This window comes from Paenibacillus sp. J45TS6 (genome assembly GCF_018403285.1).
Classification (GTDB): Bacteria; Bacillota; Bacilli; order Paenibacillales; family Paenibacillaceae; genus Paenibacillus.
In genome coordinates, this window is the sequence record NZ_BOSJ01000001.1 from 80,114 (window position 1) to 106,347 (window position 26,234).

At 42.8% G+C, this 26,234-nt stretch carries 27 protein-coding genes; 1 reads left to right on the plus strand and 26 read right to left on the minus strand.

Translation table 11 applies throughout. The features are described from left to right. Positions 1 to 12 precede the first annotated feature (12 nt). From KJS58_RS00355 to KJS58_RS00470, 24 genes are all read right to left on the minus strand, one after another. A complete protein-coding gene (locus tag KJS58_RS00355; RefSeq protein WP_249716824.1) occupies positions 13 to 1,305 on the minus strand; it encodes a multi-tm2 domain protein in 1,293 nt (430 codons plus the stop codon). Positions 1,306 to 1,346: 41 nt separating this feature from the next. Further along, on the minus strand, positions 1,347 to 1,838 hold the full coding sequence (locus KJS58_RS00360; RefSeq protein ID WP_213529511.1) for an anti-sigma factor: 492 nt from the start codon (positions 1,836 to 1,838) through the stop codon (positions 1,347 to 1,349). Further along, a complete protein-coding gene (locus KJS58_RS00365; protein WP_249716826.1) occupies positions 1,831 to 2,367 on the minus strand; it encodes an RNA polymerase sigma factor in 537 nt (178 codons plus the stop codon). The genes KJS58_RS00360 and KJS58_RS00365 overlap by 8 nt, the downstream gene beginning before the upstream one ends. A gap of 188 nt (positions 2,368 to 2,555) precedes the next feature. Then, positions 2,556 to 3,263 (minus strand): DnaD domain-containing protein, encoded by a 708-nt coding sequence (locus KJS58_RS00370; RefSeq protein WP_213529512.1) that lies wholly within the window; start codon positions 3,261 to 3,263, stop codon positions 2,556 to 2,558. Between the two features lie 20 nt (positions 3,264 to 3,283). Then, positions 3,284 to 4,579, minus strand: coding sequence for an asparagine--tRNA ligase (asnS, locus tag KJS58_RS00375; RefSeq protein WP_213529513.1), 1,296 nt, complete (start codon positions 4,577 to 4,579; stop codon positions 3,284 to 3,286). A 30-nt stretch (positions 4,580 to 4,609) separates the two neighbouring features. Beyond that, entirely contained in the window at positions 4,610 to 5,815 is a 1,206-nt protein-coding gene (locus KJS58_RS00380; protein WP_213529514.1) for an acetate/propionate family kinase, read from the minus strand. Beyond that, on the minus strand, positions 5,812 to 6,684 hold the full coding sequence (locus tag KJS58_RS00385; RefSeq protein ID WP_213529516.1) for a 3-hydroxyacyl-CoA dehydrogenase family protein: 873 nt from the start codon (positions 6,682 to 6,684) through the stop codon (positions 5,812 to 5,814). The genes KJS58_RS00380 and KJS58_RS00385 overlap by 4 nt, the downstream gene beginning before the upstream one ends. 136 nt (positions 6,685 to 6,820) lie before the next feature. Continuing rightward, a complete protein-coding gene (locus KJS58_RS00390) occupies positions 6,821 to 8,323 on the minus strand; it encodes an AAA family ATPase (RefSeq protein ID WP_213529517.1) in 1,503 nt (500 codons plus the stop codon). Further along, on the minus strand, positions 8,316 to 8,843 hold the full coding sequence (locus KJS58_RS00395) for a hypothetical protein (RefSeq protein ID WP_213529519.1): 528 nt from the start codon (positions 8,841 to 8,843) through the stop codon (positions 8,316 to 8,318). The genes KJS58_RS00390 and KJS58_RS00395 overlap by 8 nt, the downstream gene beginning before the upstream one ends. 177 nt (positions 8,844 to 9,020) lie before the next feature. Then, on the minus strand, positions 9,021 to 9,539 hold the full coding sequence (locus tag KJS58_RS00400) for a cell wall elongation regulator TseB-like domain-containing protein (RefSeq protein WP_249716829.1): 519 nt from the start codon (positions 9,537 to 9,539) through the stop codon (positions 9,021 to 9,023). A gap of 29 nt (positions 9,540 to 9,568) precedes the next feature. Further along, on the minus strand, positions 9,569 to 10,870 hold the full coding sequence (locus tag KJS58_RS00405) for an amidohydrolase (protein WP_213529521.1): 1,302 nt from the start codon (positions 10,868 to 10,870) through the stop codon (positions 9,569 to 9,571). After that, positions 10,857 to 11,516, minus strand: a complete 660-nt coding sequence (locus KJS58_RS00410; protein WP_213529523.1) for a redox-sensing transcriptional repressor Rex — start codon at positions 11,514 to 11,516, stop codon at positions 10,857 to 10,859. The genes KJS58_RS00405 and KJS58_RS00410 overlap by 14 nt, the downstream gene beginning before the upstream one ends. A gap of 33 nt (positions 11,517 to 11,549) precedes the next feature. Beyond that, positions 11,550 to 14,429, minus strand: a complete 2,880-nt coding sequence (gene dinG, locus KJS58_RS00415; RefSeq protein WP_213529525.1) for an ATP-dependent DNA helicase DinG — start codon at positions 14,427 to 14,429, stop codon at positions 11,550 to 11,552. Between the two features lie 138 nt (positions 14,430 to 14,567). Then, entirely contained in the window at positions 14,568 to 15,197 is a 630-nt protein-coding gene (locus tag KJS58_RS00420) for a tetratricopeptide repeat protein (RefSeq protein WP_213529527.1), read from the minus strand. A gap of 93 nt (positions 15,198 to 15,290) precedes the next feature. Further along, positions 15,291 to 15,674: an aspartate 1-decarboxylase gene (panD, locus tag KJS58_RS00425; RefSeq protein WP_160033195.1), complete on the minus strand. Its 384-nt coding sequence runs from the start codon at positions 15,672 to 15,674 to the stop codon at positions 15,291 to 15,293. Next, on the minus strand, positions 15,667 to 16,563 hold the full coding sequence (panC, locus tag KJS58_RS00430) for a pantoate--beta-alanine ligase (RefSeq protein WP_213529529.1): 897 nt from the start codon (positions 16,561 to 16,563) through the stop codon (positions 15,667 to 15,669). The genes panD and panC overlap by 8 nt, the downstream gene beginning before the upstream one ends. 1 nt (position 16,564) lies before the next feature. Then, the gene (gene panB, locus KJS58_RS00435; RefSeq protein ID WP_213529531.1) at positions 16,565 to 17,437 is read right to left on the minus strand and encodes a 3-methyl-2-oxobutanoate hydroxymethyltransferase; all 873 of its coding nucleotides are present in this window, start codon (positions 17,435 to 17,437) and stop codon (positions 16,565 to 16,567) included. 435 nt (positions 17,438 to 17,872) lie between these two features. After that, positions 17,873 to 18,847: a biotin--[acetyl-CoA-carboxylase] ligase gene (locus tag KJS58_RS00440; RefSeq protein ID WP_213529533.1), complete on the minus strand. Its 975-nt coding sequence runs from the start codon at positions 18,845 to 18,847 to the stop codon at positions 17,873 to 17,875. Next, positions 18,837 to 20,159, minus strand: a complete 1,323-nt coding sequence (locus tag KJS58_RS00445; RefSeq protein WP_213529535.1) for a CCA tRNA nucleotidyltransferase — start codon at positions 20,157 to 20,159, stop codon at positions 18,837 to 18,839. The genes KJS58_RS00440 and KJS58_RS00445 overlap by 11 nt, the downstream gene beginning before the upstream one ends. Positions 20,160 to 20,202: 43 nt before the next feature. Next, entirely contained in the window at positions 20,203 to 21,360 is a 1,158-nt protein-coding gene (gene bshA / locus KJS58_RS00450; protein ID WP_213529537.1) for an N-acetyl-alpha-D-glucosaminyl L-malate synthase BshA, read from the minus strand. Between the two features lie 44 nt (positions 21,361 to 21,404). Continuing rightward, positions 21,405 to 21,839, minus strand: a complete 435-nt coding sequence (gene mgsA, locus KJS58_RS00455; RefSeq protein ID WP_213529538.1) for a methylglyoxal synthase — start codon at positions 21,837 to 21,839, stop codon at positions 21,405 to 21,407. Positions 21,840 to 21,883: 44 nt separating this feature from the next. After that, positions 21,884 to 22,687, minus strand: coding sequence for a 4-hydroxy-tetrahydrodipicolinate reductase (dapB, locus tag KJS58_RS00460; RefSeq protein WP_213529540.1), 804 nt, complete (start codon positions 22,685 to 22,687; stop codon positions 21,884 to 21,886). 21 nt (positions 22,688 to 22,708) lie between these two features. Beyond that, positions 22,709 to 23,245 (minus strand): tetratricopeptide repeat protein, encoded by a 537-nt coding sequence (locus KJS58_RS00465; RefSeq protein WP_213529542.1) that lies wholly within the window; start codon positions 23,243 to 23,245, stop codon positions 22,709 to 22,711. A 52-nt stretch (positions 23,246 to 23,297) separates the two neighbouring features. Beyond that, positions 23,298 to 23,627, minus strand: coding sequence for a nucleotide pyrophosphohydrolase (locus KJS58_RS00470; RefSeq protein WP_213529544.1), 330 nt, complete (start codon positions 23,625 to 23,627; stop codon positions 23,298 to 23,300). Positions 23,628 to 23,786: 159 nt separating this feature from the next. Here KJS58_RS00470 and KJS58_RS00475 point away from each other — a divergent pair, with 159 nt between their 5' ends. Further along, complete coding sequence (locus tag KJS58_RS00475) at positions 23,787 to 24,656, plus strand: YitT family protein (RefSeq protein WP_374705765.1); 870 nt, start codon at positions 23,787 to 23,789, stop codon at positions 24,654 to 24,656. A 40-nt stretch (positions 24,657 to 24,696) separates the two neighbouring features. Here the strand turns inward: KJS58_RS00475 and KJS58_RS00480 are convergent, their stop codons facing one another. Both KJS58_RS00480 and KJS58_RS00485 read right to left on the minus strand, forming a co-directional pair. After that, positions 24,697 to 25,539, minus strand: coding sequence for a sporulation protein YpjB (locus tag KJS58_RS00480; protein WP_213529546.1), 843 nt, complete (start codon positions 25,537 to 25,539; stop codon positions 24,697 to 24,699). 48 nt (positions 25,540 to 25,587) lie between these two features. Further along, positions 25,588 to 26,178 carry a DUF1405 domain-containing protein gene (locus KJS58_RS00485; RefSeq protein ID WP_249716849.1) on the minus strand — a complete coding sequence of 197 codons (591 nt, stop codon included), beginning with the start codon at positions 26,176 to 26,178 and terminating at the stop codon, positions 25,588 to 25,590. Positions 26,179 to 26,234: the final 56 nt, after the last annotated feature.

The following is a 26,234-nucleotide window of genomic DNA, read 5'->3' on the forward strand; positions in this document are numbered from 1 at the left end:
AGCAGTAAGAATCTACAACTCTCTGTCTTGATAAGGAGATAGATCCATATCCCGCTCAAGCTCTCTGAGCAGACGCTCCCCTTCATCCTCTTTCGGTTTTGGTGAGAAAAGCAGCTTTATACCGCCCCCGATGAAGATCAATGATACGACGATCGTGTTCATATAAGACTGAAGACTGTAAAAGAACTGTAAGGACTCAAAGCGGCTCTCAAGCTCTGGAACTACCAGTCTCAGCAAAATATAATAAACACCCAGGAATAATAGTGCTGCACCGATCCACCGCTGATAACGCGTCCACGCTTCAACCACCGGTTTATCATATAAGGGCTCTCTGCCGTACTTGCTTACCTGCTGAAGACCGTCAAAGAAACTATAGAACCAGATTACTGGTATTAGAAAGAGAAAGAGGGACAAATTCAGCAAGTCCAATATATAAATACTCCCTAAAAATATCACCATAAGCTGAAGACCTCTTTTTTGAAGCCCCAGATACATCTGACCTGCCCCAGGGAAAACCGCAAGTAACGTAGCGATCACTTTACTCCGCTTTCCATGACTGCGACCATGTTCAATCTGCTCGAACAATGTCTTATCTTCTAGGATTCCCCCCGCTTGTTTGCGATGTACATGCTGAACCGCGTCAAACATACAGTACAGCCACATCACCGGCAGTAGAAGCAAAAAAAGAAGTATAACTCCTTCCCCCGAAATAGCCGCCACGAATAGCAGCATAATAGCGAGTCCGAAGAAACCGATTAGAAAGGATAATCCGCGTTGCAATAGTCCCATGTGCAAGTGTCCGAGCCCTGGTACGAACGATAAGAGAATCGTAAAGAATCGTTCGCTTTCTTTCCCTTTTCCCTGATTCGGATACACATACCCTTCGTGCGGTGGAAAACCAAAAGGAGGTTCCATTCCAGGTCCTTGATCGTGCTGCATGCCGTAAAAGGACTCATTAGGGTTTAAGTTTGGATCTACTGCGGGTCCCATTTGCCCGTACGCCTCAGCATTTGGAACATAGTTAGGATAACCCGGCGGATATGGAGAATGTTCGGGTGCACGAAGCAGTTTAAAAACCAGACTAAACATACTGACCATCCATAGAAAGGCAGCCCCTAGTAACAAAACTAGAGCAAACTCCATTTCATTTCCGAGAGCAGCTAAAAAAGCCAATCCTACTATTCCAAAAAATAGGAATCCATAGATAAAACCCTTTACCCGGCTCTTATAATAATAATGTCCGAGCCCCGGCACAAAGTTAAGTAAAAAGGCAAGCAGTTTACTCCTGTCTTGCTGTATATTCATCTCATTGTCTTCCTTTCTTAAATCGAATGTATATCTATTCATTACGGTTTAGGCTTTAACGTATCTAGCCAGCCAGTCGCCTTTTTCACCATAATCTCACTATAAGTTGTTGTTGCTAGGGTCTCGCTCTTGTATATATTTCCAGGTGCTAACCGGTCAAATACACCTGTAGATATAAAAATCACCGTTATCGAAGCAGCTACCGTATAGTGAATCATTTTATGACTGAGGAGATGCTGCCACGGAAGCTTACCCGATTTCTTCTTTCTTTTTTCACTTCTCACAGAAGAGTCAACCTGTTTCATAATCTCCTTGGTAAATTCTCTTTGATTAGGAATCTGCGGGAAAGTAAACGTCTTGTTGTTTTTTTGATGAGCCAAACCTTCGTTTTGATTCAATAACTGAAGAGACATCAGATAGGAGGCGAGCGCTTCTTCATCAGTAAGGAGCTGCTCATCTATCTCTTCTCTCTCCGCTTGGGTTAGTGTCCCTTTGATATAAGCCGTAAAGCGGTCCTCATTTTGGTTATTCACGCCATTCTTCCTCCTTCCAATGCTGCCTTATCCATATTCTCGCTCGGTATAACCTGGATTCTACGGTTTTCACAGCAATACTGCATTCCTCCGCTATCTGCTCATAATTGTTTTCTTTTAGGTAATAAAGAATGATAATATCACGATACTTGGGAGGAAGCATTCTGATTTTTTTCAGCAGTTCTTGTTTCTTTTCTTTTTTAATCAATTGATACACCGTATCCGCCTGCCGGTCAGGTATATGTATTACATCGTTCTCATGTCCCGTCTCGGTTACCACTCTTCGGCTCACTTTTCTCTTCATATCAATCGCCTTATTTAGTGCAATTCGTGTAATCCAAGTCTTAAATCCTTCCGATCGGTACTGGGGGAGAGATTTAAAGATTTGAACGAAAGCTTCCTGTGCGGCATCCTCCGCATCCTGAACATGATGAAGAACAGAATACGTAACTTGAAAAATATGTTTACTATATTGATTAATAAGTTCACGGTATTTCGCATGATCTCCTTGAACAATGTCTTCAATCAATCTTGCTTCATCAATGGTCTCTCTCCTCCTTCCCCATATAAATAGACGTATGAACGAAGCGCATCCCTGCAAGTTTCATATAAAATAATTAAATTTTCTGAATTCGATCAACCTTTCATTTCTATTATCGCGAAAAGAGCGAAAAAAGGCACCCCTTATAAAGGAGTGCCTTATATTAACCTATATAATTAACGTCCACCACTACGGAAGCGGGCGGCGTATGCTTTTACATCCTCGGTTGTCTTAACCCTATTGCGGCTCCATTCCAGTAATATACGATCAATATATCTGAAATGTACTTTCCCAGCAAACACAGCTTCCTTCAGAGCAAGCAATATCAACTCTTCAGGGTATCGATCCTGATCGATCCAGCCAGAGATCGTTTCATATTCCATGGGAGATAGAGGTCTGCCGAACTCATTCTCAAAAATCCGAAACATGTTACGTTCTTCGACTTCTTCCATCGTTTGTCTTGAATTCTGCTGATAAGGTAATGCTGCTGATTTTCGAGCAACCGCTGGAGCAGATGATTCTTCTTGAAGACATTCCGCAAGTTTTACATATAATCCAAGCACATTATACCGCTCATATTGTATGCCACTCGCTTCATCCAAATCTTCGTCTATACTAACAAAACCATCTCTCATCAGCCTTTGCAAGCCACGAGCAACCTGTTCCGGCGGTATGTTCATTCGAACTGCCAATTCCTCCAGCGTTGGAAAATCATTTCCTTCCAGCTGTTGAAATGATATCAGATGTTGAATTAGAAGCATCTCTCCATCTGACAAACCAAGCCGGGTGTAATAACGGAGCAGTGCATAAGGGAGCTGAACACTCCCCATAGACATCCCGTAAGCAATACCTTTCACCCATGTACCCTCACCTGGTTCGCTCATTAACATACCTCCTACGATCCTTACGGATAAAGACGATACAGTGTGCGTGGGAATGGGATCGTTTCACGTACATGATCAAGTCCGCAAATCCAAGCTACTGTACGTTCAAGTCCAAGACCAAATCCGGAGTGAGGAACAGATCCATAGGTGCGAAGATCCAAGTACCACTGATAAGCTTCACGGGAAAGATTATGTTCTTCAAAACGCTCTTCCATCAGTTTCGGATCGTCAATACGCTGGGACCCGCCGATAATTTCGCCGTATCCTTCCGGTGCGATCATGTCTGCACATAATACCACTTCTGGACGGTTCGGATCTGGTTTCATATAGAAAGCTTTAATTCCTGCTGGATAGTGAGTAATGAATACAGGTTTGTCGTATTTTTCGGCAATCGCTGTTTCATGAGGAGCACCAAAATCTTCACCCCACGGAATATCAAAACCTTCTCCTTGCAGGAATGTAATTGCCTCATCATACGTAATACGCGGGAATGGAGCTTTGATATTCTCGAGTTTGGAGATATCACGGCCGATGCTTTCCAGCTCTTTACGGCAGTTTTTCACTACCGACTGTACTACATGTGAAATGAACTCTTCCTGAATACGCAAGCTTTCTTCATGATCCACAAATGCCATTTCCGGTTCAATCATCCAGAATTCAATTAAGTGACGGCGAGTTTTGGATTTTTCTGCACGGAAAGTAGGACCAAAGGAATACACTTTACCAAGAGCCATTGCAGCTGCTTCCATATAAAGCTGACCGCTTTGTGTCAGGTATGCATCCTCATCAAAGTATTTGATGTGGAACAGGTTGGTTGTTCCTTCAGCAGAAGAAGGTGTCAGGATCGGAGGATCTACAATCGTAAATCCATTGGTATCAAAATACTCCTGAACTGCGCGGATAATTTCCGCACGGATCACCATAATTGCACGCTGTTTGTTAGAACGAAGCCACAAGTGGCGATGATCCATCAAGAAATCAACACCGTGTTCTTTCGGCGTAATTGGATAATTTTCAGTTAAATGAATAATTTCAATTCCTGTTACCGTAAGTTCATATCCAGACTGGCTGCGCGGCTCTTCACGAACCACCCCTGTTACATAAAGTGAACTTTCTTGGGTAAGACTTTTGGCGTTGTTCCAAATTTCTTCAGAAACTTCACTTTTCACCACAACCCCCTGGATATAGCCTGTACCGTCGCGAAGCTGTAAAAATTGAATTTTACCGCTGGAGCGCTTGTTATTGATCCAAGCACCGATCGTTACTGTCTCTCCAACGTGCTTGCTGACATTGCGAATGTCACTTTTCGTGCTCATTCCGATCTCTCCCTGCTTATATAATATTAATTATTGAGTTGCTCCTACAATACGATGTGTATCGCGTGCAATCACAAGTTCTTCATTCGTTGGAATCACAAGAACCTCTACTTTAGAATTTGCTGAAGAGATACGGCGCGGTTCACCAGAACGGATTTTATTCAGCTCTTCGTCTACTTCAACACCAAGATAAGTAAGCTGCTCAAGAACACGCTGGCGAAGTACAACGGAATTCTCTCCAACCCCTGCTGTAAAGACGATCACATCAACACCGTTCATCGCTGCAGCATAGGAACCAATGTATTTACGAAGACGGTACTCATACATATTGAAAGCAAGTGTAGAGTTTGGCTCACCGTTCTCCATTCCTTCTGTAATCTCACGCATGTCGCTGCTGATACCGGAGATGGCAAGCAGTCCACTATGTTTATTAAGCATCGAATTTACTTCGTTAATCGTAAGTTCTTCTTTGTTCATCACATAAGGTACAATCGCTGGATCGAGATCACCACTGCGTGTTCCCATCATCAGACCTTCAAGAGGAGTCATACCCATCGAAGTATCAACGGAAACCCCATTCTTCACTGCTGTTAAGCTGCCCCCGTTACCTACGTGACATGTAATGATCTTCAGGTCTTCGATCGGACGATTAAGGAATTCAGCAGCTGCTTTACTTACAAAATCGTGGGAAGTACCGTGTGCACCATAACGACGTACTTTGTACTTGTTATAAAGAACACGTGGAATAGCATACAGGTATGCGTGTTCAGGCATCGTTTGATGGAATGCAGTATCAAATACGACAACCTGCGGAATACCCGGCATATTTAGCTCTGCTGCGTTAATTCCCATCATCGCAGCTGGGTTATGAAGCGGTGCAAGGTCGATCAGACGACGGATCTCAGCTTTTACTTCATCCGTTACGAGAGCCGATTCTTTAAAAGCTTCCCCGCCGTGTACTACGCGGTGACCTACTGCTTGGATTTCTGAAATCGAGCTCATTACACCGTGAACTTCATGAGTCAATTTATCCAGCACTTTACGAATAGCAGTTGTGTGCTCAAGAATTTCGCTTACTTCTGTAACTTCTTCTTTACCTGTTGGTTTGTGATTCAAGATTGAAGAATCCATACCAATCCGTTCTACAAGTCCTTTTGCCAGAACAGATTCATTCGTCATGTCATATACTTGGTATTTCAGAGAAGAACTCCCTGAATTGATAACTAAAATTTTCATACTCGATCACCATCCTTGTCGTACTTGAAGAAGCCTTCTCCTGTTTTTACGCCGAGTTGTCCAGCGCGAACCATTTTCTTCAGAACAGTAGACGGTCTATACTTCAGTTCACCAAACTCGCGGAACATCCCATCAAGCGCTGCATGAACAGAATCAAGTCCGAAACGATCCGCCATTTCAAGCGGTCCATGTTGGAATTTGTAACCAATACGTACTGCTTCATCGATATCTTCTGCAGAAGCAACTCCCTCTTCAAGTAGATGAAGAGCCTCGTTAATGTGAAGGCAGATCAGACGAGAAGTAACAAATCCAGGAGACTCATAAACCATGATCCCTTTTTTGCCAAGCACTTCTTCTGCAAACTGTTTTGTAGCATTGAACGTTTCATCAGAAGTTTTAAGACCACGAATAATTTCAACCATATCAATGCTGGAAACCGGATGTGTCCAGTGAAGTCCGATCATACGTTCAGGAGAATTAGTGGCACCTGCAAGCTCAGTTAAGCTAAGAGTAGAAGTATTACTAGTCAGAATAATATCGTTACCAATGACTTCTTCCAGTTTTCTAAAGAGAACTTTTTTCTCTTCCAGATCTTCTGTAATGGTCTCTATGATCAAATCACAAACAGAAAGTTCCTCATAACTTGTCGTTTTATGGATTCTTGACAAGATTAATTTCTTCTCTGCTTGGGTGATAGCCCACTTCTCTAATTTCTTATCGAGTCCTGTTTCAATCATTTCTACTGAATGATCTAATTTCTCAGGGGTTTGTTCTACGAGCAAGACGTCGAGGCCTTTGGCTGCAAGCATTTCTGCTATACCTTGGCCCATTGTACCTCCGCCGATAACTCCTATTTTTTTAAACAACATGGTTACTGCTCCATCCCTTTCTTGGTCTCTAGTAATATTTTGTATTCTTCTTTGTCGAAAAATACATTTTATGACCCAACATCTAATAATATCTTAGCACGAAACAAAAGTAAAAAAAAATAACCAGCATCATAGATTATGCTGGCAATAATGTACTTTCTTTGAATAATTTGCGAAATTCATCACCAGATAACACTTCTTCTTTAAGCAGGATGCTTAATGATTGATCAAAGATAGGACCGTGATCGATCAACAGCTGCTTTGTACGGGAGAAAAGGTCATTTAATATCGCTGCGTTTTCTTTCGACATCTCGGCCTGTGAGACCATCTCAAGATGCACAATCCCGAGTCCCGTAAGTCCAGAGCTGATCATTGTTTTAACAATATCTAATGCTTGCTCAAAATCATTTCTTGAACCCGTACTGCGGCCTCCGTAGTAAATTTCTTCTGCTGCTGCACCGCCTAACGCAATCATAATTTGAGCTTCTAAAAACTCTTTGGTGTATAAGTATTGTTCTTCTTGCGGGTTATGTCTTACATAGCCTAACGCTTGTCCACGAGGACTTAAAGCAACCTGGCCGACACTATTTGGACGTACTGCTTCTGCCGCAATGGCATGTCCTAATTCGTGCACTGCTACCCGCTTTTTCTCTTCTTCATTTGATTCTCTGTCTGTTTTTTCACCCATCATCACCTTATCGATGGCCATGGAAAGATGTTTTTGCAAAATATAACTACTATCATCCCGCATCGCATAAATCGCTGCTTCGTTCATTAGACTTTCCAGTTGGGCACCAGAGAAGCCATAGGACTCTTCCGCAATTTTATCCATGTTAATGTTTTTATCAAGCGGCTTGTTTTTGGCATGCAGTTCAAGAATATGTCTGCGTCCTTTTTTATCCGGCAAGTCCACTTGTATATGTCTATCAAAACGTCCTGGGCGAAGCAAAGCGCTGTCCAGCATTTCTTTACGGTTGGTTGCAGCTATGATTAGAATACGCGGTGCGTCGGATGTATAGATCCCATCCATTTCCGTCAGAAGCTGATTTAGGGTCTGATCGTATTCACGTTGTTGCCCGCCTTCTCGTTTACCGCCAATAACATCGATTTCATCAATAAAAATGATTGCATTTTCTTTATTTTCCTTGGCTGCTCGCGTTCTCGCATCACGGAACAGCTCCCGAACACGGCCCGCACCCACACCAACATACATTTCTACAAATTCACTGCCTGATGTAGCAATAAACACGGAATTCGTGTAATGTGCTGCTGCTTTGGCCATGAGTGTTTTACCTGTTCCCGGAGGGCCGGTTAACAAGATCCCTTTTAAGGGACGGATACCAAATTTCTGTATTTCCTCATGTCTGATTAAAAAATCAAGCGCCTCTCTAAGCTCCTGTTTCGCACTATCTTGACCGCCTATTTCCTCAAAAGTGAGCTTCTTCGGACCTGCTTTTTTTCGCTTTCTTTCACTGCTTGCACCGACGGTCAGACCGCCGCGCATCTGCATAAGAAGAAATACACCTCCAACAAGAAGCCCCATAAGCAATAAGGGAACTACATTAACCCCAATATAGACGAGAAATAAGAAAATGACGGGCGTTGCGCCAATCAAGATTTCCTTGGTCCACTTAGGCATTTGGCCATACCCCCATCGTTGCCGACTGTCTCGGCAAAATAATAAACTTGCTTGCCTCTCCGTCAGATAGACTTACATACACATTCTGATCATCCATGTCGTAATCTACTTGTATGCTGCCATCACTCATTTTCTGCAGTTCTTCAGGAATCTGAGTATATTGTCTTGTTTCCATTGCTTCTGCTACCGTGAACAAGGCAGTTGACCAAAATTCATCGAGTTCCTCTGTGGAATGATTTTTTACGTCAAGTTTAAGTTTCTTTCCCTTTAAATACGGATTTCCATCTGTATGAATAAGTTCAACTAGACCCCTTAGATTCGTTTGAGGCTCCAAATCGAGATTCAAAGTCACTTCCTTTGGGGTAATATCTATTTGAACATTGTTGACACCTTCGTATGCTGAAACCAACTTATCAATTGGTTTAATCATAGCCACCTGACGGTACGCAAACCAACCGCCAAACAGCAGTGTAGCAGTAACGAACAAAGATACTGCAATTGGGATGGGACGCAATTTCAAGTGACAACCTCCCTTACTTTTAGTCTTTTTGCTGTAAATAAAATCTATAAATATAGCATAACATATCGTAAGCATGAAATCTAAACTATGAAACATTTTTCTATGTTACCAAATAAAATAACCCCCGAGTGATCTATATCGACCATTCGGGGGTTATTTGTTATATCAATTTACTTCTTAATCGGGTAATTGATAACCATTACCTATTTCGGTTCCATCGCTGAATTGGTAGAACCGATACACATATTTGCCATCTTGCTTATAAAAGAGCTGCCATACATACGTTTTATTGTAGTAGCTTGGATGCAAATGAATAATCTCTATATTGCCTAACTCTGAAGCGATTTTGGCGTACATTTCATCTTCAGAAAAGCTATTCTCAATGAGTTCACTATGAACACTATTTTTACCACTAACTGGCTTATGATCCATTCCGAACTGGACCCAGACCATAATCGGCTTATTCTCGCTGCTCATGCCTTCGATCGTCCAATAAATCGATTCTTCTCCCCAAACCGACTTTTGTGTTTTTGTAACGGACGTAAGCTGTGCCTGTTGCTCTGCAATCGACACCGCGAGGTCTCTTTCCGCCCACTGATCTTTCATTACGTAAACATAAAATTGATAAATCCCAAATAAAATTAGTAATACGGTAAGAATACTAATGTATATCCATTTTTTTCGATTCCTTCTCAAGGCGGGACTCCCTTCTCACCCTTGGTCCGTTAGCGGGCTTTCAGTCCTTTAAATGCAGATTCTGCTTCTCGCTTAATACGTTCTTCATCTAAAGTAAGAGCTTCACCATCTTTTAACAACTGTTTGCCATCCACCCAAACATGTTTTACGTCTTTAGCACTTGCCGAGTATACAACATGAGAGATCAAATCTGAATACGGCAAAAAGTGCGCCTGATCTAAATCAATCGCTATAAAATCTGCTTTCTTGCCTACTGCAAGCGTCCCCGTGTCTTCAACATAGATCGATTTTGCTCCATATTCCGTTCCCATGCGAAGAGCTTCTGTCGCTGGAACAGCCGTTGGATCACCAGAGACTCCTTTATGGATAAGGGCAGCCAGACGCATCTCTTCAAACATGTCCAGATTATTATTGCTTGCAGGTCCATCCGTTGCTAACGATACAACAACCCCAGCTTTTAATAGATCCGGAACTCGAGCTACACCGCTGGCAAGTTTCAAGTTGCTTCCTGGATTGTGAGCTACAGCAACATTATATTTAGCAAGAATTTCAATTTCTTCGTCAGTTAAATGAACCGCATGCGCCACGAGGGATGGACGTGAGAAGAAGCCCAATTTCTCTAAGTGAGCAACCGGACGGAGCCCATAATCTTTCACGTTCTGTTCTACCTCTGCCTTTGTCTCAGACATGTGTGTATGAAGCGGCAGGTCCAAGTCATGTGCTGCCTGAACAAATTTTTCAATAAACTCAGGACCACATGTGTACGGTGCATGAGGAGACAGCATCGTGGTAATTCTGCCACTCGCTTGTCCGTTCCATTCCTTAGCAAAAGAAGTCGCTTCCGCAAGTTTAGAAGCTCGCAGTTCATCTGAACCGAATCCAATTACACCGCGCATCAGGCTTGCACGTATTCCCGACTCCTCTACTACCTTAGCCACTTGATTCATCTGATCATACATGTCAAGAAAAGCGGTTGTCCCCCCTTTAATCATCTCAAGGATCGACAAGGACGCTCCCCAGTATACATCGTCTGCCGTGAACTTCTCTTCCATTGGCCACATTTTTTCTTGAAGCCAAATTTGGAGTGCAAGATCATCCCCATAACCTCGCAGAAGAGACATTGCAGCGTGACCGTGCGTATTGATTAGACCAGGAATAAAGAGTAGATTATTCCCGTCAAAAACGGTCGTTTCTTCTTCACCCTCAGGGAGTTTCTCGCCTATGTAGACAATCTTATCATTCTCCACAAGCATATAACCTTTAACGATTCGCCATTCTGGATCACTAACTGCAAATTGTCCATTCTTAATAAGCCATTTATGACTTTTCATCTTCTGTTTCTTCCTTTCCTTCTTCGCTTTCCAGATAATAAGCAAGGCTTAATAGATCTGTTGTGAAATCGGCCGTATGAATCCGAATATGCGGCGGAGCTTTAATAATAATCGGTGCAAAATTAAGTATAGCCTCTATACCTGCTTCAACCATGCAATCCGCTACACGCTGAGCTTCAAAATCAGGCACCGTAATGATCCCAATCCGGATATTCCGTTCTTTCACTGTATCCTGTAACTCTTCCATTGGCTGTACCGTAAGTGTATTAATCATCGTTCCAATTTTTTTATCATAGGAGTCAAATACGGCAACAATCTTCATATTGTCTTTTACATAGCGGTTATAGTTAGATAAAGCTTGACCGAGATTACCTGCCCCGACGAGGGCAACATTGATGACTTGATCAATTTTGAGAATTTGACGGATTTTATCAATAAGATAAGCGACGTCATATCCGATTCCCTTCCGTCCAAAATCGCCAAAATAAGCTAAATCTTTACGGATTTGAGCTGGATTTAGATCCAGTTTAAGCCCGAGTTCTTGAGATGATACCGTTGTAACTTCTCTTTTGTATAACTCCTGCAGATAACGCAGATATACGGGCAGCCGACGAACGACTGCCTCTGAAATTTTATCCGACTTCAATGTTAACTCCCCCTTACATCAAAACACAATTTCTTATGTTCCGTCTGTTTCATTATTCGTTTCATGTTCCATCAGCCATTCACTAATCCTTGGAACCATCTTCTCCGTAACCATATGTTCCATTTTTGGACCTGGCAAGGAGTACAAAAAGTACTTTCCATAATAAGATTCAATAACCCTTGTATCGTAAACGATAACGATACCTCTGTCCTGTGCTGTACGAACGAGCCGTCCGAAACCTTGTTTGAACCGGATCACTGCCTGCGGAACAGAAAGTTTCATAAAAGGATTTTTCTTTTCTTTTTCCAAAAGTTCGCTTTTCGCTTCCACCACCGGATGGCTAGGCGGCTGGAAAGGCAGTCGCACGATCGCAAGGCAAGTTAAAGCTTCTCCTGGAATATCTACACCTTCCCAGAAGCTGCTTGTTCCGAGCAAAACAGAAGCCTTAGCCTCTTGGAACCGACGAGTAAGTTTTGTCCGGCTGCCTGTATCTACTCCTTGCCCAAGCACCGTGATGTCACTAGCTGCAAGTGCTTCTTTTAGTGGTTCATGCACTTGTCTCAGCATTCGATAGGATGTAAACAACACTAACATCCTGCCTTTGGTAGCCTTCGCTGTCTCTGCAAGTGAAGTCACAAGCATACTTACAAAGTGATCATCCCCTACACTTCCTTTTACGCTTGGAAAATCGCGTGGAATGACAAGAAGTGCCTGATCCCTATAATTGAATGGCGATGGCAGCAAGGACGTCATAAGCCTGCCCTTTTCCTGCGCTTCCGATAGTCCCAGCTGATCGATCATAAACTGAAATGACTTGTCTACAGATAACGTAGCAGAGGTCAGAATCACACTGTGTTTTTTATCAAAAAACAGTTCCTTCAAATGTGAACTTACATCGACAGGAACTGCATATAGCTGAAGGGACTTACTTCTAAACTGACCGCTTGCTTCAAGCCAGTATACGGTGCCTGTATCGTCAAGCCGCATAAAGAGTCTCAAATTATCCCTAAGCTCTGCTAAGTCTCTGACAAGACCTGTGATATCCGTAATCAGACTATCTGATGCATAATCGTCTAGTTCTTCTCTCACTTCTCCAAGCAGCTTATCTGCTTTGCGCACCATTTCGCCTACTGTGACATAAAACTGATTTTCATGTTTTGAGATTTTGTCCCATGCTTTTGGCTTCGCCTGCGGCTTCAGTCTTAGTGAAAACTGTCCTGAATCTCCTGGCGCAGCATCCATTCTCTCTGGTAATAGCTTAAATAACATATCACTCAGTGTATCCCATTCTTCCTTCGCTTCCAGAGCAAATGGGAACAACTCGTCAATAGCTGAAGTCCATTCCACGTATTTCTCATGTCCTGACTGATTGATTTGTTGACGAAGTGCAGGAAATTGACCGTTACGACTATCCTTAAACAGTCTCGTTAGAGTATGGACCACTGAGAAATATTTCATATGCATCCCCAGATGTTTACCAGCTACGTCTTCTAGATGATGAGCTTCATCAATCACTAGATAATCATAACTTGGAAGCAGTTGATGGCTGGCTTTCACATCTGTAAACAGTTTCGAGTGATTGGTAATCACAACATCTGCAATCCCCGCTTCATGACGCGCACGATGATAGAAACATTTTTTGAACCACGGACAGCTCCGTCCTAAACAGGATTCAGATTCGCTTTGCACGGTTTCCCAGAAATCTGTTCCCCGGTGGCTTAAGTTTAGTTCTTCATCATCTCCGGTTTCTGTCTGCGTGAGCCAGACGAGCATCTGAGCAGCAGTAAAGACATCTTCTTTGGGTGTAGCAAATTCTTTATTATTCAGCTTCTGTTCAAACTTACGCAGGCAAAGATAATGTCCACGACCTTTGAAGATCGCAGCTTTAAAAGGAAAAGGAACGACTTTTGTTAACAGAGGAAGATCACGTTCACGCAATTGTTCCTGCAGGTTTATGGTGTGTGTACTTACCGTAACCTTAGTCTCCTGCTTTACACTTTGGTAAATAGAAGGCAACAAATATCCGAGTGATTTACCTGTTCCTGTTCCCGCCTCAATCAATAAATGCTTGTCCTCATAAAGAGCTTTATTGACTTCGTCAAACATCATATTTTGCGCTTCCCTTTGTTCATAGTTGGGAAGTTTTTCTTTCAAATTCTGTTGAACCTTCTCCATATACTCGCTGAACGACTCATTTTCCAAAGGGTTCGGTGCACGCTCGTCCCGTGGCGGAGCAATCGTAGACCAATCATCAATGGCGAGCGCAAGTTGCCTGTAGTATTTCTGACCATCCAGATCCTGAATCGGCTCGCTTTCCTTCTCTGTCAGCAGTCCATCCAAAAACCAGCCGAAATCACTTTCCTCTGCAGGAAAGAGGTCCGAGAGACGCTGCAGTGTAATCAAAGGTAAGCCTCTCAGTTCGTCAATGCTTTTAAGAAATACATGGGCGGTTGCCAGTGCATCGCTATCCGCTTGGTGCGGTCTGTCATGTTCAAATCCAAATTCAGTTGAAACATAACCCAGCTGGTAAGAGGAAAGCGAAGGAAAACAAACTTTTATAAAGTCCATCGTATCCAAAATACGGCCTGTAAACGGCAGGTATCCGCATCGATCTAACGCATTTTGCAAAAAGTAAAAATCAAAAGCTACATTATGCCCAACGAGTACAACGTCATCTAGCAATGGAACAAGTTCCATCATCATTTCTTCAAGATGAGGTGCATCTTTGACATCGTCATCCGAAATTCCAGTCAGTCCAGTTATAAAAGGTGGAATGGGAACGCCGGGATTGACATAAGAGCTGTATGTCTCTTTTATACTTAAATCATGATCTATTATGGTAAGTCCAACCTGGGTAATTTCACCATCAGACTGGGTACCTGTTGTTTCAAAATCAAGCACGGCAAATTTCATTACAATTAAACGTTCCCTTCATCCAGTCTCTTTAGTAGCATAGCAAAAAAAAAGACTTTTGAACATTAGAGCACAAAAAAAGGACGATGCCAAATGAAGAGACATCGCCTTTTTGATGCACTGCCTTTTGATGCATCTCTAGGAGAGAGCAAGCAACTGGGTTCCATAATGGAGTTTTCCGCTATTTGATCTGCATGCTTCCAGATTATACAGCGGCTCTTGCAAACTAGGATCAAGCTTTAGAGAAAGTGCAAAACAGGAAAGAGCTTTCTCGAGATCCGTATGTTTGGCATGGATACAGCCAAGTGCATTATATGCCAGCGCTTTTAATCTAGGCTGATCGCTGTTCAGCAAAATTCGATTCAGTTCCTTTGCAGCGACATGTGTTTCTTCTAAATGAAGATACGACACAGCTAAGTACAGACGTGACATTAAACTTTCCGGGTACAATTCAACGACTTTGTTAAATTCTTCAGCCGCGTGTTTGTACATAAGAAGTTTAAAATAACCCTGTCCTTTGACAAAAGATTGAAACTTGAGTTCCGGAATCATGGTAAAGGGATCCGTTCCGCGGAACAAACCGCTTTCCCGTATCCGAGCCATCTTTTCTTCGAATGACATCCACTCATCCATAATTCCATCGCTCATCTGTTTTAGCAAATTCCACTTTCGTAACAATTCCTGTTTCTTAACGGCAGGTGCAGCAGAATAATACTTCTCAATCTCGTCAAGCGCATCATTCATTTCGGCGAATAAATATTGAAACATGGCTTGCATCCCACCCTCGGTAAAATGGATTAGTGCAGTAACCTAATCACATTTTCTGCGTAATGGGCAGTTTTCATTCCTTATTCCCATGGATTACATGATCGTGGCGTGAACTTCCTGTTGAACGGTTTGAACCGGTTTATTCGCATCATTAACAAATACGACGGTTGGCTTATGACTTGCCATCTCCGCTGCATCCATCATCGCATAAGAGATAATAATAACCGTATCTCCCGGCTGAACGAGACGAGCTGCTGCGCCATTGAGACAGATCGTTCCAGAACCGCGTGGTCCAGGGATGACATAAGTCTCTAGTCTGGCTCCATTATTGTTATTCACAATCTGTACTTTCTCGTTCTCAAAAATATCCGCTGCTTCCATTAGATCGCGATCGATTGTAATACTTCCTACATAATTTAAATTTGCTTCTGTTACAGTTGCACGATGTATTTTTGATTTCATTAAAGTTCTAAACATGCGAGACCACCTTCACTTTCTGTAAACGATGATTATCGATCAGACGAGTTTTGCCGAATTTAACGGCTAATGCCACAATTACATCTTCTAGATCGGTAAGCTTGTGTTCCTCACCTAGTGGTTGTAAACCGGGAAACGTCAAAATTTCCACATAATCAATTACCGCAATTGGTGATTTTTCGATTTCTGCAATAACCAGGCTGCGAAGCTCACCAATGGTAATATCAGCACGTTCTTTACTTGCTTTCTCAGCAAGAGCAAGTGAACGTGACAAGCAGAGTGCCTGCGAACGCTCCTCACTGCTTAAATAGACGTTACGAGAGCTTAAAGCCAGCCCATCGTCCTCTCTCATGATTGGGCAAGGAACAATGGTTACAGGCATATTCAAATCCGCAACCATTTGCGACAGCACTGCAACTTGTTGTGCATCTTTCATACCAAAAAATGCGAAATCAGGCTGAACTATATTGAAAAGTTTGGCGACAACCGTAGTTACCCCGTCAAAGTGACCTGGACGAGAAGCACCGCATAGGCCTTCTGTCAGGCCAGCGACTTGAATCGTCGTCTTTGTAGGCTCTGGATACATTTCTTCAACCGAAGGAATAAATACAATATCTACTCCTTCTTTTTCAGCTACCGCAAGATCTCTCTTCTCATCACGCGGGTAACTTTCGAAATCCTCATTCGGACCAAACTGGATCGGATTCACAAAAATACTGAGCACAACAATATCGGTTTTGTTTCTTGCTTGTTTCATCAAACTGGCATGACCTTCATGCAGGAAACCCATTGTAGGCACAAATCCAACCGTTACTTCCGGTTTAGAAATCTGCTTTTTCATCCCTGCAATTTGAGATCTTAGTTCCTGAATACTACGAACGGTAATCATCTTAATTATCCACCTTTGCTTTACGATTTCCGTATAGCGACTCAACGACACCGTCTTCTGCCGTAAATACATGTTCCTGTGCTGGGAAAGATTTCTCTTTTACTTCTTTCACATAGTTTGCAATACTCTCACGAATAATGGACCCTACATCACTGTACGTTTTAACAAATCGTTTCGGAATATAAGGAGAAGCATACTGAACAATATCATGGAACACTAGAACTTGCCCATCGCACCCTCGACCTGCACCAATACCAATGGTTGGGATGCTAAGCTCACGAGAGATTGCTTCCGCTACTTCTTCGGTTACCAGCTCAAGTACTACTGCAAACGCACCCGCTTTTTCTAGAGCCTTAGCGTCTTCAAGCAATCGTTTTGCATCTTGTGCGTCTTTTCCTTGTACCCGGAATCCACCAATTTGATTCACAGACTGAGGCGTGAGTCCAATGTGTCCGAGAACAGGAACACCTGCGGAAACAATGGTACGAACGGTATCCGCAATCTCAGCTCCGCCCTCTAGTTTTACGGCATGGGCATGCCCTTCCTGCATTAATCTGCGAACACCGCGCAAGCTTTCGTCAATGCTGCCGTGATACGTCATAAAAGGCATATCGGCAACAATAAATGTATGCTCAGCTCCGCGTGCAACAGAGCGGCTGTGGTAAACCATATCATCGAGTGTTACAGGAATTGTGGAGTTATATCCAAGCACAACGTTACCAAGTGAATCTCCTACAAGAATCATATCTACTCCCGCTTCCTCAGCAAGTAACGCGGAAGGATAGTCGTAAGCAGTCACCATTGTGATCGGTTCTTTATTTTCTTTCATTTTTTTCATTTTAACAATATTAAGTGGTTTTTTTACTGCAGCCATTTGGATGTGGCTCCCTTCTGTTCTGATATTGACCGTAAGTCTGAGATGTTGAAAAATGTGAAATTCCTACGGATTCTCATCAGCTGGGCCCTGGAGGTTTAGATGATGAACACACAAAAAAACCTTTTAGTTGTCACTAAAAAGGTCCCAAAAGTCAAAAAAGAGTCACTTAACGATCGTCCCTTCTGTCTCGGTCCTCTTCGGCTCAGAGCAGAATCCAACAAACCTATAAAATAATAATTTTTAAAGCAGACTAACTTATTGAGTGCAGTTCAAATTGCAATAATTTAATACCGCCTCAAGAAGAAAGTATACCAAAAAAAGACCAAATGTCTATGCCCCGGAATAATTAATCTAAAGCATACAGGATGAACCATCATTAGATTAATGAAGAAGTCATCCGATTTTTACATCTGTTTACTCGGACGGCTGCCCTTATTGTATTATCTCCACTTCACCGGAAAAAATAGTAGAATTCTTTCCTTCTTCCGTCAAAACGATAAGACCTCCACTGTCGGATAAACCGATAGCCGTTCCTTCAATTACCTGGTTGAGCGTTACCGAGCGCACTTGTTTCCCTAAAGAGGCCGACAAGGCTTCCCACTCTTTCAAGATCGGAGCAAATCCTTCCTTCTCATACTGCAAATATCTCGCTTCGAGTTCATTCATCACTTCACCGATCAGTTTCGACCGAGAAACAGAAGTTCCAGATTCCATTCTCAAAGAAGTAGCAATACTTCGCAGTTCTTCTGGATAATCTTGTTCAGACAAATTAACATCGATGCCTATCCCTGCAATACAATACCTTACTTTGTTATCTTCGGTAGCTGCTTCGAGAAGAATACCGCACACTTTACGGCCGCTGATCAAAATATCATTTGGCCATTTGAGCCCCGCTTCCACTCCTGTAACTTTTCGGATCGCACTGCATACCGCTACACCTGTTAACAACGTTAACTGAGGCATAAATCTAACCGGCAGTTCCGGGCGTAAAACAAGACTCATCCAGATGCCTTTTCCAGCAGGAGAGAACCAGTTGCGTCCAAGACGCCCTCGCCCACTCGTCTGCATATCCGAAATCACCAGAGTCCCTGCTTCGGCTCCTTCTTCTGCAAGCTTGATTGCTTCGATCTGCGTAGAGGAAGTCGATTCCAGAAGATGAAACCTGCTTCCAAAAACGGCTGTGTTTATATTTTGCATAAGATCCTTATGCTCATACTTATCTGGTTTGTACAATAAACGATATCCTTTACGGGACACCGCTTCGAATTCGTAACCGAGCTCACGCAATTGGTTAATTTGCTTCCATACCGCTGCTCTGCTGATGGATAATCGGTTACTGATTTCTTCCCCGGAAACAAAGCTATTCGACTTTTCATCAAATAAATCGAGCAACAATTTAAACTTCATCTTCAATCACCTTCTTCGCTGCATCTATTAGAGAATCATGGTCATTAGGGATCTGTCCAAGTGCTACAACATGTAAAAGTCTCTTCATGGTTAAACCGAGCCAAGGCCCGCCCTTGCGCCCTGTGACTCTCATCAAGTCAGCCCCTCCAAGTGCCAGATCTTTTACATGATATACATTCATTTCAGCAGTCCAATCTTCCGCTTTCAGAAGCAGCAAGGGACAAAGATTGCTATACGCAGGAGAAAAGATATCCCCTTCTACCGCTATTTCCCTATTGATCAAAATCCAGTCTTGAGCCGCTTCTCTTCCAAACCGAAGGACAAGAGGTATCCAGTCTGATCGCAGCAAACTCAAAAGTTCTGTTTTCTCCATCTGCTTCATGTTTAAGGCGAGCTTCTCAAATAAACTCATCATATGTTCATGAAAGGCTAACATATTTGTTATTCGATCACGTGATTCGCCTGAAAATGTCCATTCACGAAGTAAGGTACTAGCCTCAGATGAACCCATCTGAAGTAACAACAGCAACATTTCATAGCGATAAACTGCTTGCTGCGGAAGTTTATCCAAATATCCAGTAAGATTACGGTCTAATAGGGTGAAACTTACCGGCGCCTTCACATATTCTAAGATGCAGCTGTCCATAAGAAGCTGCACACCTTTAGAAGGAAAAGGACCTGCCATCATTTTATCCATCTCCGTACGAACTCGTTCCATTGCTATGTAAGCGAGTTTATCACGCTGACGAATCATTCCCGACCAGGTATCTGTCTCCAGTCCGAAATTGAAAACCGAAGCAAAACGAACGCCTCTCATGATGCGAAGGGCGTCTTCTTCAAATCTTTCTTCTGGGGTCCCGACACACTTCACAATACCTTGCTTAATATCCTCTTGACCGTGAAAAGGATCAAGCAAATCGCCGTGTACATTACGGGCGATCGCATTCATCGTAAAGTCTCTTCTTTTTAAATCATCTTCTACTCGATCCACAAAATGGACTTCGGTCGGGCGTCGAAAATCTTCATACCCGCTCTCAGTACGAAAAGTCGTTACTTCATAATGATGTCCGTTACTTCGCACCGTAACTGTCCCATGCTGAAGCCCGGTAGGAATGGAGTCCGGAAAAAGAGTAATAACCTGTTCAGGCGTTGCCGAAGTCGTTATGTCCATGTCCGTAACCGTTCTATGCATTAGCTCGTCCCGCACACATCCACCAACAAAAAAGGCATCGTAACCATGGTCGTTTAGTTTTTGCAGCACTTGTTCTCCACCAGCAGCCATTGCTGGAAGCGTATAATCCCAGTTCTTCATTCCCACTTACTCCTTTACCGAACCTCATCCACACAGGGACTTTTTATAAAATTGATGCCGGTTTTTGTGTTAGTACCCGATCATAAATTCGTTCATACTGTTCCGTTATTTTATCAATATTAAAGTTAACGCTCGCTCTTTCAAGACAAGCCTTTTTGAATTTGTTCATAAGTTCACCATCCGTTAGCAAGCGGACAGCATCTTTTGCCATTTGCTCCGTATCTCCAATCGGGGATAACATCCCTGTTTGTCCGTGTAATACGAGTTCTGGAATTCCGCCCGCCGTAGATCCGATCGTTGGTACACCGCAAGCCATTGCTTCAAGAGCAACAAGACCAAAGCTTTCTTTTTCGGATGGAAGTAACAGTAGATCAGCCATCGAAATCACCTGTGCTACGTCATCTTGCTTTCCGAGAAAGAGAACTTTTTCAGATAGACCGAGCTCCTGGATTTTACATTGAATTTTAGGTAAGTCTGGTCCTTCACCAACGAGTATAAGCTTCGCAGGAAGCTCTCGCTGAACTCTTGCAAACACATCAATGACATCCAGGGTTCGCTTCACTGGACGGAAGTTAGAAATATGCATGAGCACTTTCTCTTGATCACTTACATAATCTCTTCGCAGGGATGAGACTTCTCTTGGATAATACACTCTCTCATCCACAAAATTATACGTAAGATCAATATCTCGCGTAATATCGAGCAGTTCATGTGTCTCGCGAATTAAATCGTTTGAGACGGCTGTTACCGCATCGCTCTTATTAATAGCCAGCTGAATCAAGTCTTTGAGCGATTCATCCTGTGCAAGTACCGTAATATCGGTTCCATGCAAAGTTGTCACTACTTTCAAATCATTCGGTACCATTTGTTTAGCCAAGTAGGCGCATACCGCATGAGGTACCGCATAATGCACATGCAGCAGATCGAGCTGCTGTGCTTTGGCTACTTGAGCCATTTTTGTAGCTAAAGACAAGTCATAAGGAGGATAGCGAAAGACGTAATAATCGTTCACTTCCACCTCATGATAAAATACGTTTTTATGGAATTGTCCAAGTCGAAAAGGTATACTGTTCGCAATAAAATGAACCTCATGCCCTCTTTCGGCGAGCCTTTTTCCAAGCTCAGTTGCTACGACACCCGAACCGCCTAGAGACGGATAACAGGTAATCCCGATTTTTAAGTGTTTACCCGCTTGACTCAAAGAAGGGCCTCCTTTTACTTAAGAATAGTGAAATTATTTCCGTATTATTCGGAATCTGTACCATCGGTACCTGGTTTGTATTTATGTACAAGCTGACGCCATGCGAAATCTCCGCGATCCAGCGCCTTCACCAAAATTTCAGCCGTAGCTACATTGGTGGCAAGCGGAATCCCTTGAACATCACATAGACGAAGTAATGCATTGATATCCGGTTCATGCGGCTGTGCCATTAATGGATCCCGCAGGAATATAATTAAATCCATCTCATTCTGAGCAACAAGTGCACCAATCTGCTGGTCACCGCCAAGCGGGCCTGACATAAAGCGATGAATTTCCAAATTTGTACCTGCCATGATACGCTGTCCGGTTGTCCCCGTTGAATAAAGCTGGTGTCCAACAAATACGTGTTCATATGCTGTTACAAAGTTAACCATTTCATCTTTTTTACGGTCATGTGCAATAAAAGCGATTTTTAACATATCTGTTCTCTCCCTATGTCTATAAATTGAGGCTTTTCAAACAACTAGTCTATAAAATGATCGAATCCATAGACCATTCCCGTATACTCCATTACTTTTTGAATCCCGATCTTAACACCTGGCATATAACCGGCACGCTCATAGGAGTCGTGTCTAATCTTCAGCGTTTGTCCGAAGTCACCAAAAATAACTTCTTGCTGCGCAAACACGCCCGGAAGTCTAACACTATGAATACGGAAACCATTGTAGTACCCGCCGCGTGATCCTTCTATTGTTTCTTCTTCTTTTGGATTTCCTTGGCGTATTTCTTTGCGATTCTCTGCAATCATCTCAGCTGTTTTTACAGCCGTTCCCGATGGTGCATCGAGTTTTTGATCTCCGTGATATTCAATAATTTCGAGGTTTGGCAAATACTTCGCAGCTTGTGCAGCAAATTTCATCATCAGAATAGCTCCGATTGAAAAATTCGGTGCGATTAAGCCGCCAATCCCTTGTTTTTCACATTGCTTGTCCAGTTCCGTAATCTGTTCGGTCGTAAAACCAGTTGTCCCCATTACAGGTCTTACCCCATGAGAAATAGCCAGGGAGGTATGCTCATAAGCATACTGAGGCGTTGTGAAATCAACCATGACATCAGCATCGGTCTGACTCAGAGCTTTTTCAAGCTGATCCATAACGATAATCCCGCAAGGTTCAAGTCCTACCAGTTTGCCGGCATCCGTACCTGCTTCGGAACGGTTAACTGCAGCAACAAGTTCTAATTCCTCATCCTGAAGCACTAGTTTAACAACCTCGCGCCCCATGCGCCCCCCTGCACCTACAACAATAACTTTAATTTTATCAGCCAAAACGAACACTCCTTAGATTAACTAGGTTGATGGTTTCTGGAAATATATTCTCATCCGTTTATTAAAATCGTGCAACAGATCTGTTAATTGTTCATTTTGCGGTTCCATCGCGATTGCTTCCTTTAATACAGCAATAGCCAGTATATATTCATTCATCTCGGCATAAGCAACTGCGAGCCATACATACGCTTCTGTATAGAGCGGATCCAGCGTAATCGCCTGTTTCAATTGTTCCAGCGCCTTATCGTAATTCTTCTTCGGATCTGCATTTCCCGACTCAATGAGAACACGAGACAGGGCAGTCAGCTTTTTGGACTGGAGACGGTTGATGTGGATGAGATATTCAATATGCCCTGGTGCCATCTCAGCTGCTTTGTTCGCATGAACAAAAGCCTGATCAAGCTTTCCATTACGAGCATACGTAATCGAGCAGCGATAATGAATTTCTGGATTATTTGGTTCCTCTGCTATTGCAGTTTCAAACCAGTAGACAGCCCGTTCAAAGTCATTATGAAAAATGGCTTTATACGCTTCTTGAATGTAGTCGTCAGCATTCACGTTAGCTTGCACCTCCCGTATCGTCGGTCAGTACAGCATATGTAAGAATGGCCTAATCGGTGTCCTTTTTCGTCCAGCGATCCTTATCTCGCGTATTAAATTTGTGCATCACTTTATCATGAGCTTCGGTTAGATCAATTCCGAGCGAATTGGCAAAACAAATGGTAATAAACAAGATGTCGCCAAGCTCCAGTTCAATGGAATTATCCGCTTCCGTTGCTTTTTTAGGTTTTTCTCCATACTCATGATTGACTTCACGAGCAAGTTCTCCGACTTCTTCCGTCATTCGAGCGAGCATCGTCAGCGGGCTGAAATAACCTTCTTTGAATTGGGAGATATAATCGTCCACTTCTTTTTGCATTTCTGATAAAGTTTTTTCCATGTGAGCATACTCCTTACTAACCAATGTTTACAACTCACTTCATCCATATGTTAACGTATTGAGAAAGTGAAAACAAATCATTTTTTAAACTTCCCATCAAAAAGGCATACTACATTTGAGCATCCAGGCAAATCTAATACTAGTGAGGGATTCATTCAAATGAATAAGATTACAGCACAACTTAAGATCATTGTACCAATCCTCCTGGGTACCGCCATTTTTGCGTTCGGTCTCCTGTATTTTATTATTCCGAATCAATTGATGGAAGGCGGAGTCACGGGTATTACCGTGCTTCTAAATTATGCTTTTGGTATTTCTCCTTCCATTTCTACTCTCATTATTAATATCCCGCTGTTTCTGCTGGGATGGAAAGTTTTTGGCGGAAGACAAATCATTTATACCGGTGTCGGAATCGTCGCTCTTACCATTTTCCTCGGTTTATTCGAACGATTAATTGATGCAGGATATATCATTCCTTTGCAGACGGAACATGATCTATTGCTTGCTGCACTTTATGCCGGTGTTACCATTGGTCTTGGTTTAGGGATTGTGTTTCGTGCAGGGGGGACAACCGGGGGTTCTGATATCATCGCAAGAATTCTGTCGAAGAAAACGGGGCTCAGTATTGGACGAGTTATGCTCGCCATTGATATTGTTATTATTGGGTCTTCCCTTATTTACATACCTATTGAAAAAATTCTGTATACGCTCATTGCCGTATTTATCGGATCCAAGGTTATTGATTTCATTCAAGAAGGAGCATACGCTGCAAAAGCGTTTACGATCATTAGTGATTACGGCCCTGAAATTGCGGATAAAATAACCAAACAGATGGAACGCGGAGTTACGCTGATTCCAGCGATTGGAGCCTACTCAAAAAAAGCAAAACATGTTGTGTACTCTGTTGTTTCTAGACAAGAGATTAGAGAACTCCATCAGATTGTAAGATCCATTGATCCGAAAGCATTTTTCATTATTAATGAGGTGCATGATGTTCATGGGGAAGGCTTCAAAGAAGGAGAAAAATAGCCCGGAAATCCGGACTATTTTCCCTTTTTATTTTACCTGGCTAAAAATAGGATTGGTGATTCCCCCTGTACTTACGGTAACCGACGTACGCAAGCACCGCCACAATCGCAGAACCAAGGAATAAATTGGCTGCCCAAGGTTCAGGCCCTGCAGCAAATGGAACAAAAGCGGTCGCATCCTTCTCCCTGCCAAACAAAGCATTGGCAAATTCATCCCCCTGCTTTAGGGTACCTAGAATGTCTTGTCCTTTCGCTCCATTACTCATTGTCAGTCCCTTTAGATAAGACATCCAGGAATCAAATCTTTCAATTTCATAAGGTTGTCTTCGAATGATGGCTGCAGGACGAATCGTTTCATAATGACTTTCCAGTTCCATATAATTTGCAGTTATATCTGTTCCTGGTTCATTCATTACTTTTTGTTCAATAGATGATAAGTCTTCTTTCAAAATCTTGTAGTATTGAAGCCACAGCGGTTTATCCGGATGAGCCAAACTATCCACCGCAAGTCTCAGTTTCGCAGACGCATGCTGTAAAGATTCCGACGCTGCCTGCACACTGGCTGTAGCTTCCTTCACTTCCACAATCGTCTCCGTGAGGGCATGCATCCCTTCTACTGTAGTTAACCCATCGAACGAGAACCGCTCTACTTGCCTCGTTAAATCCTCTACATCTTCACGTACCGCAGAAAGATTATAGTCGAGCGCATTCCGATATAAGGAGGTTGCGATCTGATTGAGTTGTTCAGCATTGTTTACAAGGCTTGGACTCGCTTGATCCGAAATTTCCGCATATGCGGTGTTCAGCAAGAAAGTCTGACTCAGTAGTGTACAACATAGTAGACCAACCATTAATAAGGAAGAACGTTTTTTTCGAAAAAACAAGGACATCCCCTCCTACTGTATCGTATGAAGAGAGATGTCCACCTAGAACTATAACCGTTTCGCCTTTTTCAAGGCGATCCAGCCTGCTATAAAACTAAGAATCGTCAGTGTGAAGGTAAAGGTTCGTACTTCACTCACGTAATTATGAAGCTCATAAGGAAGATACGGATAAATCCCAAATGTGTAATCCATGACATCATTTAAGAGGGTCCACCCTCCTGCTACAATCAGACTAACCATTCTAAATCCAAAGAACCGAACATAGAGAAGTGCCTCTACTGCCATCGCTAAGTGAGAAGCGATTAGCATAAAATCCTGCCAGATCATATCTCCTCCGAAGGACCATCCTGCTACAATCATGCTCACTGCCCACACTCCATATTTGATCGATGTAACGACAGCTAACCCTTGAATCACATACCCTGCATTCTTAAGTGAACGCCCGGATGGCGGATATAACAGAAATAATAGGGATAGCGTAAAAAATAAACTAGCGGTAGGGCTATCCGGTACAAAAACAAGGAGAGCTGCCGGATAATTTTGAAGTGTGAAAAGAAGCTGATCATCATACCATATGTATCCATATACTGTACCTAGCAAATTACACCAAAATAAGAGCCATAAGAAACCGCGGTTCATCAGCACAGAACGGCTCCAAAAAAAAGATAGGGATAACACGTGCCGTACATCCTCCT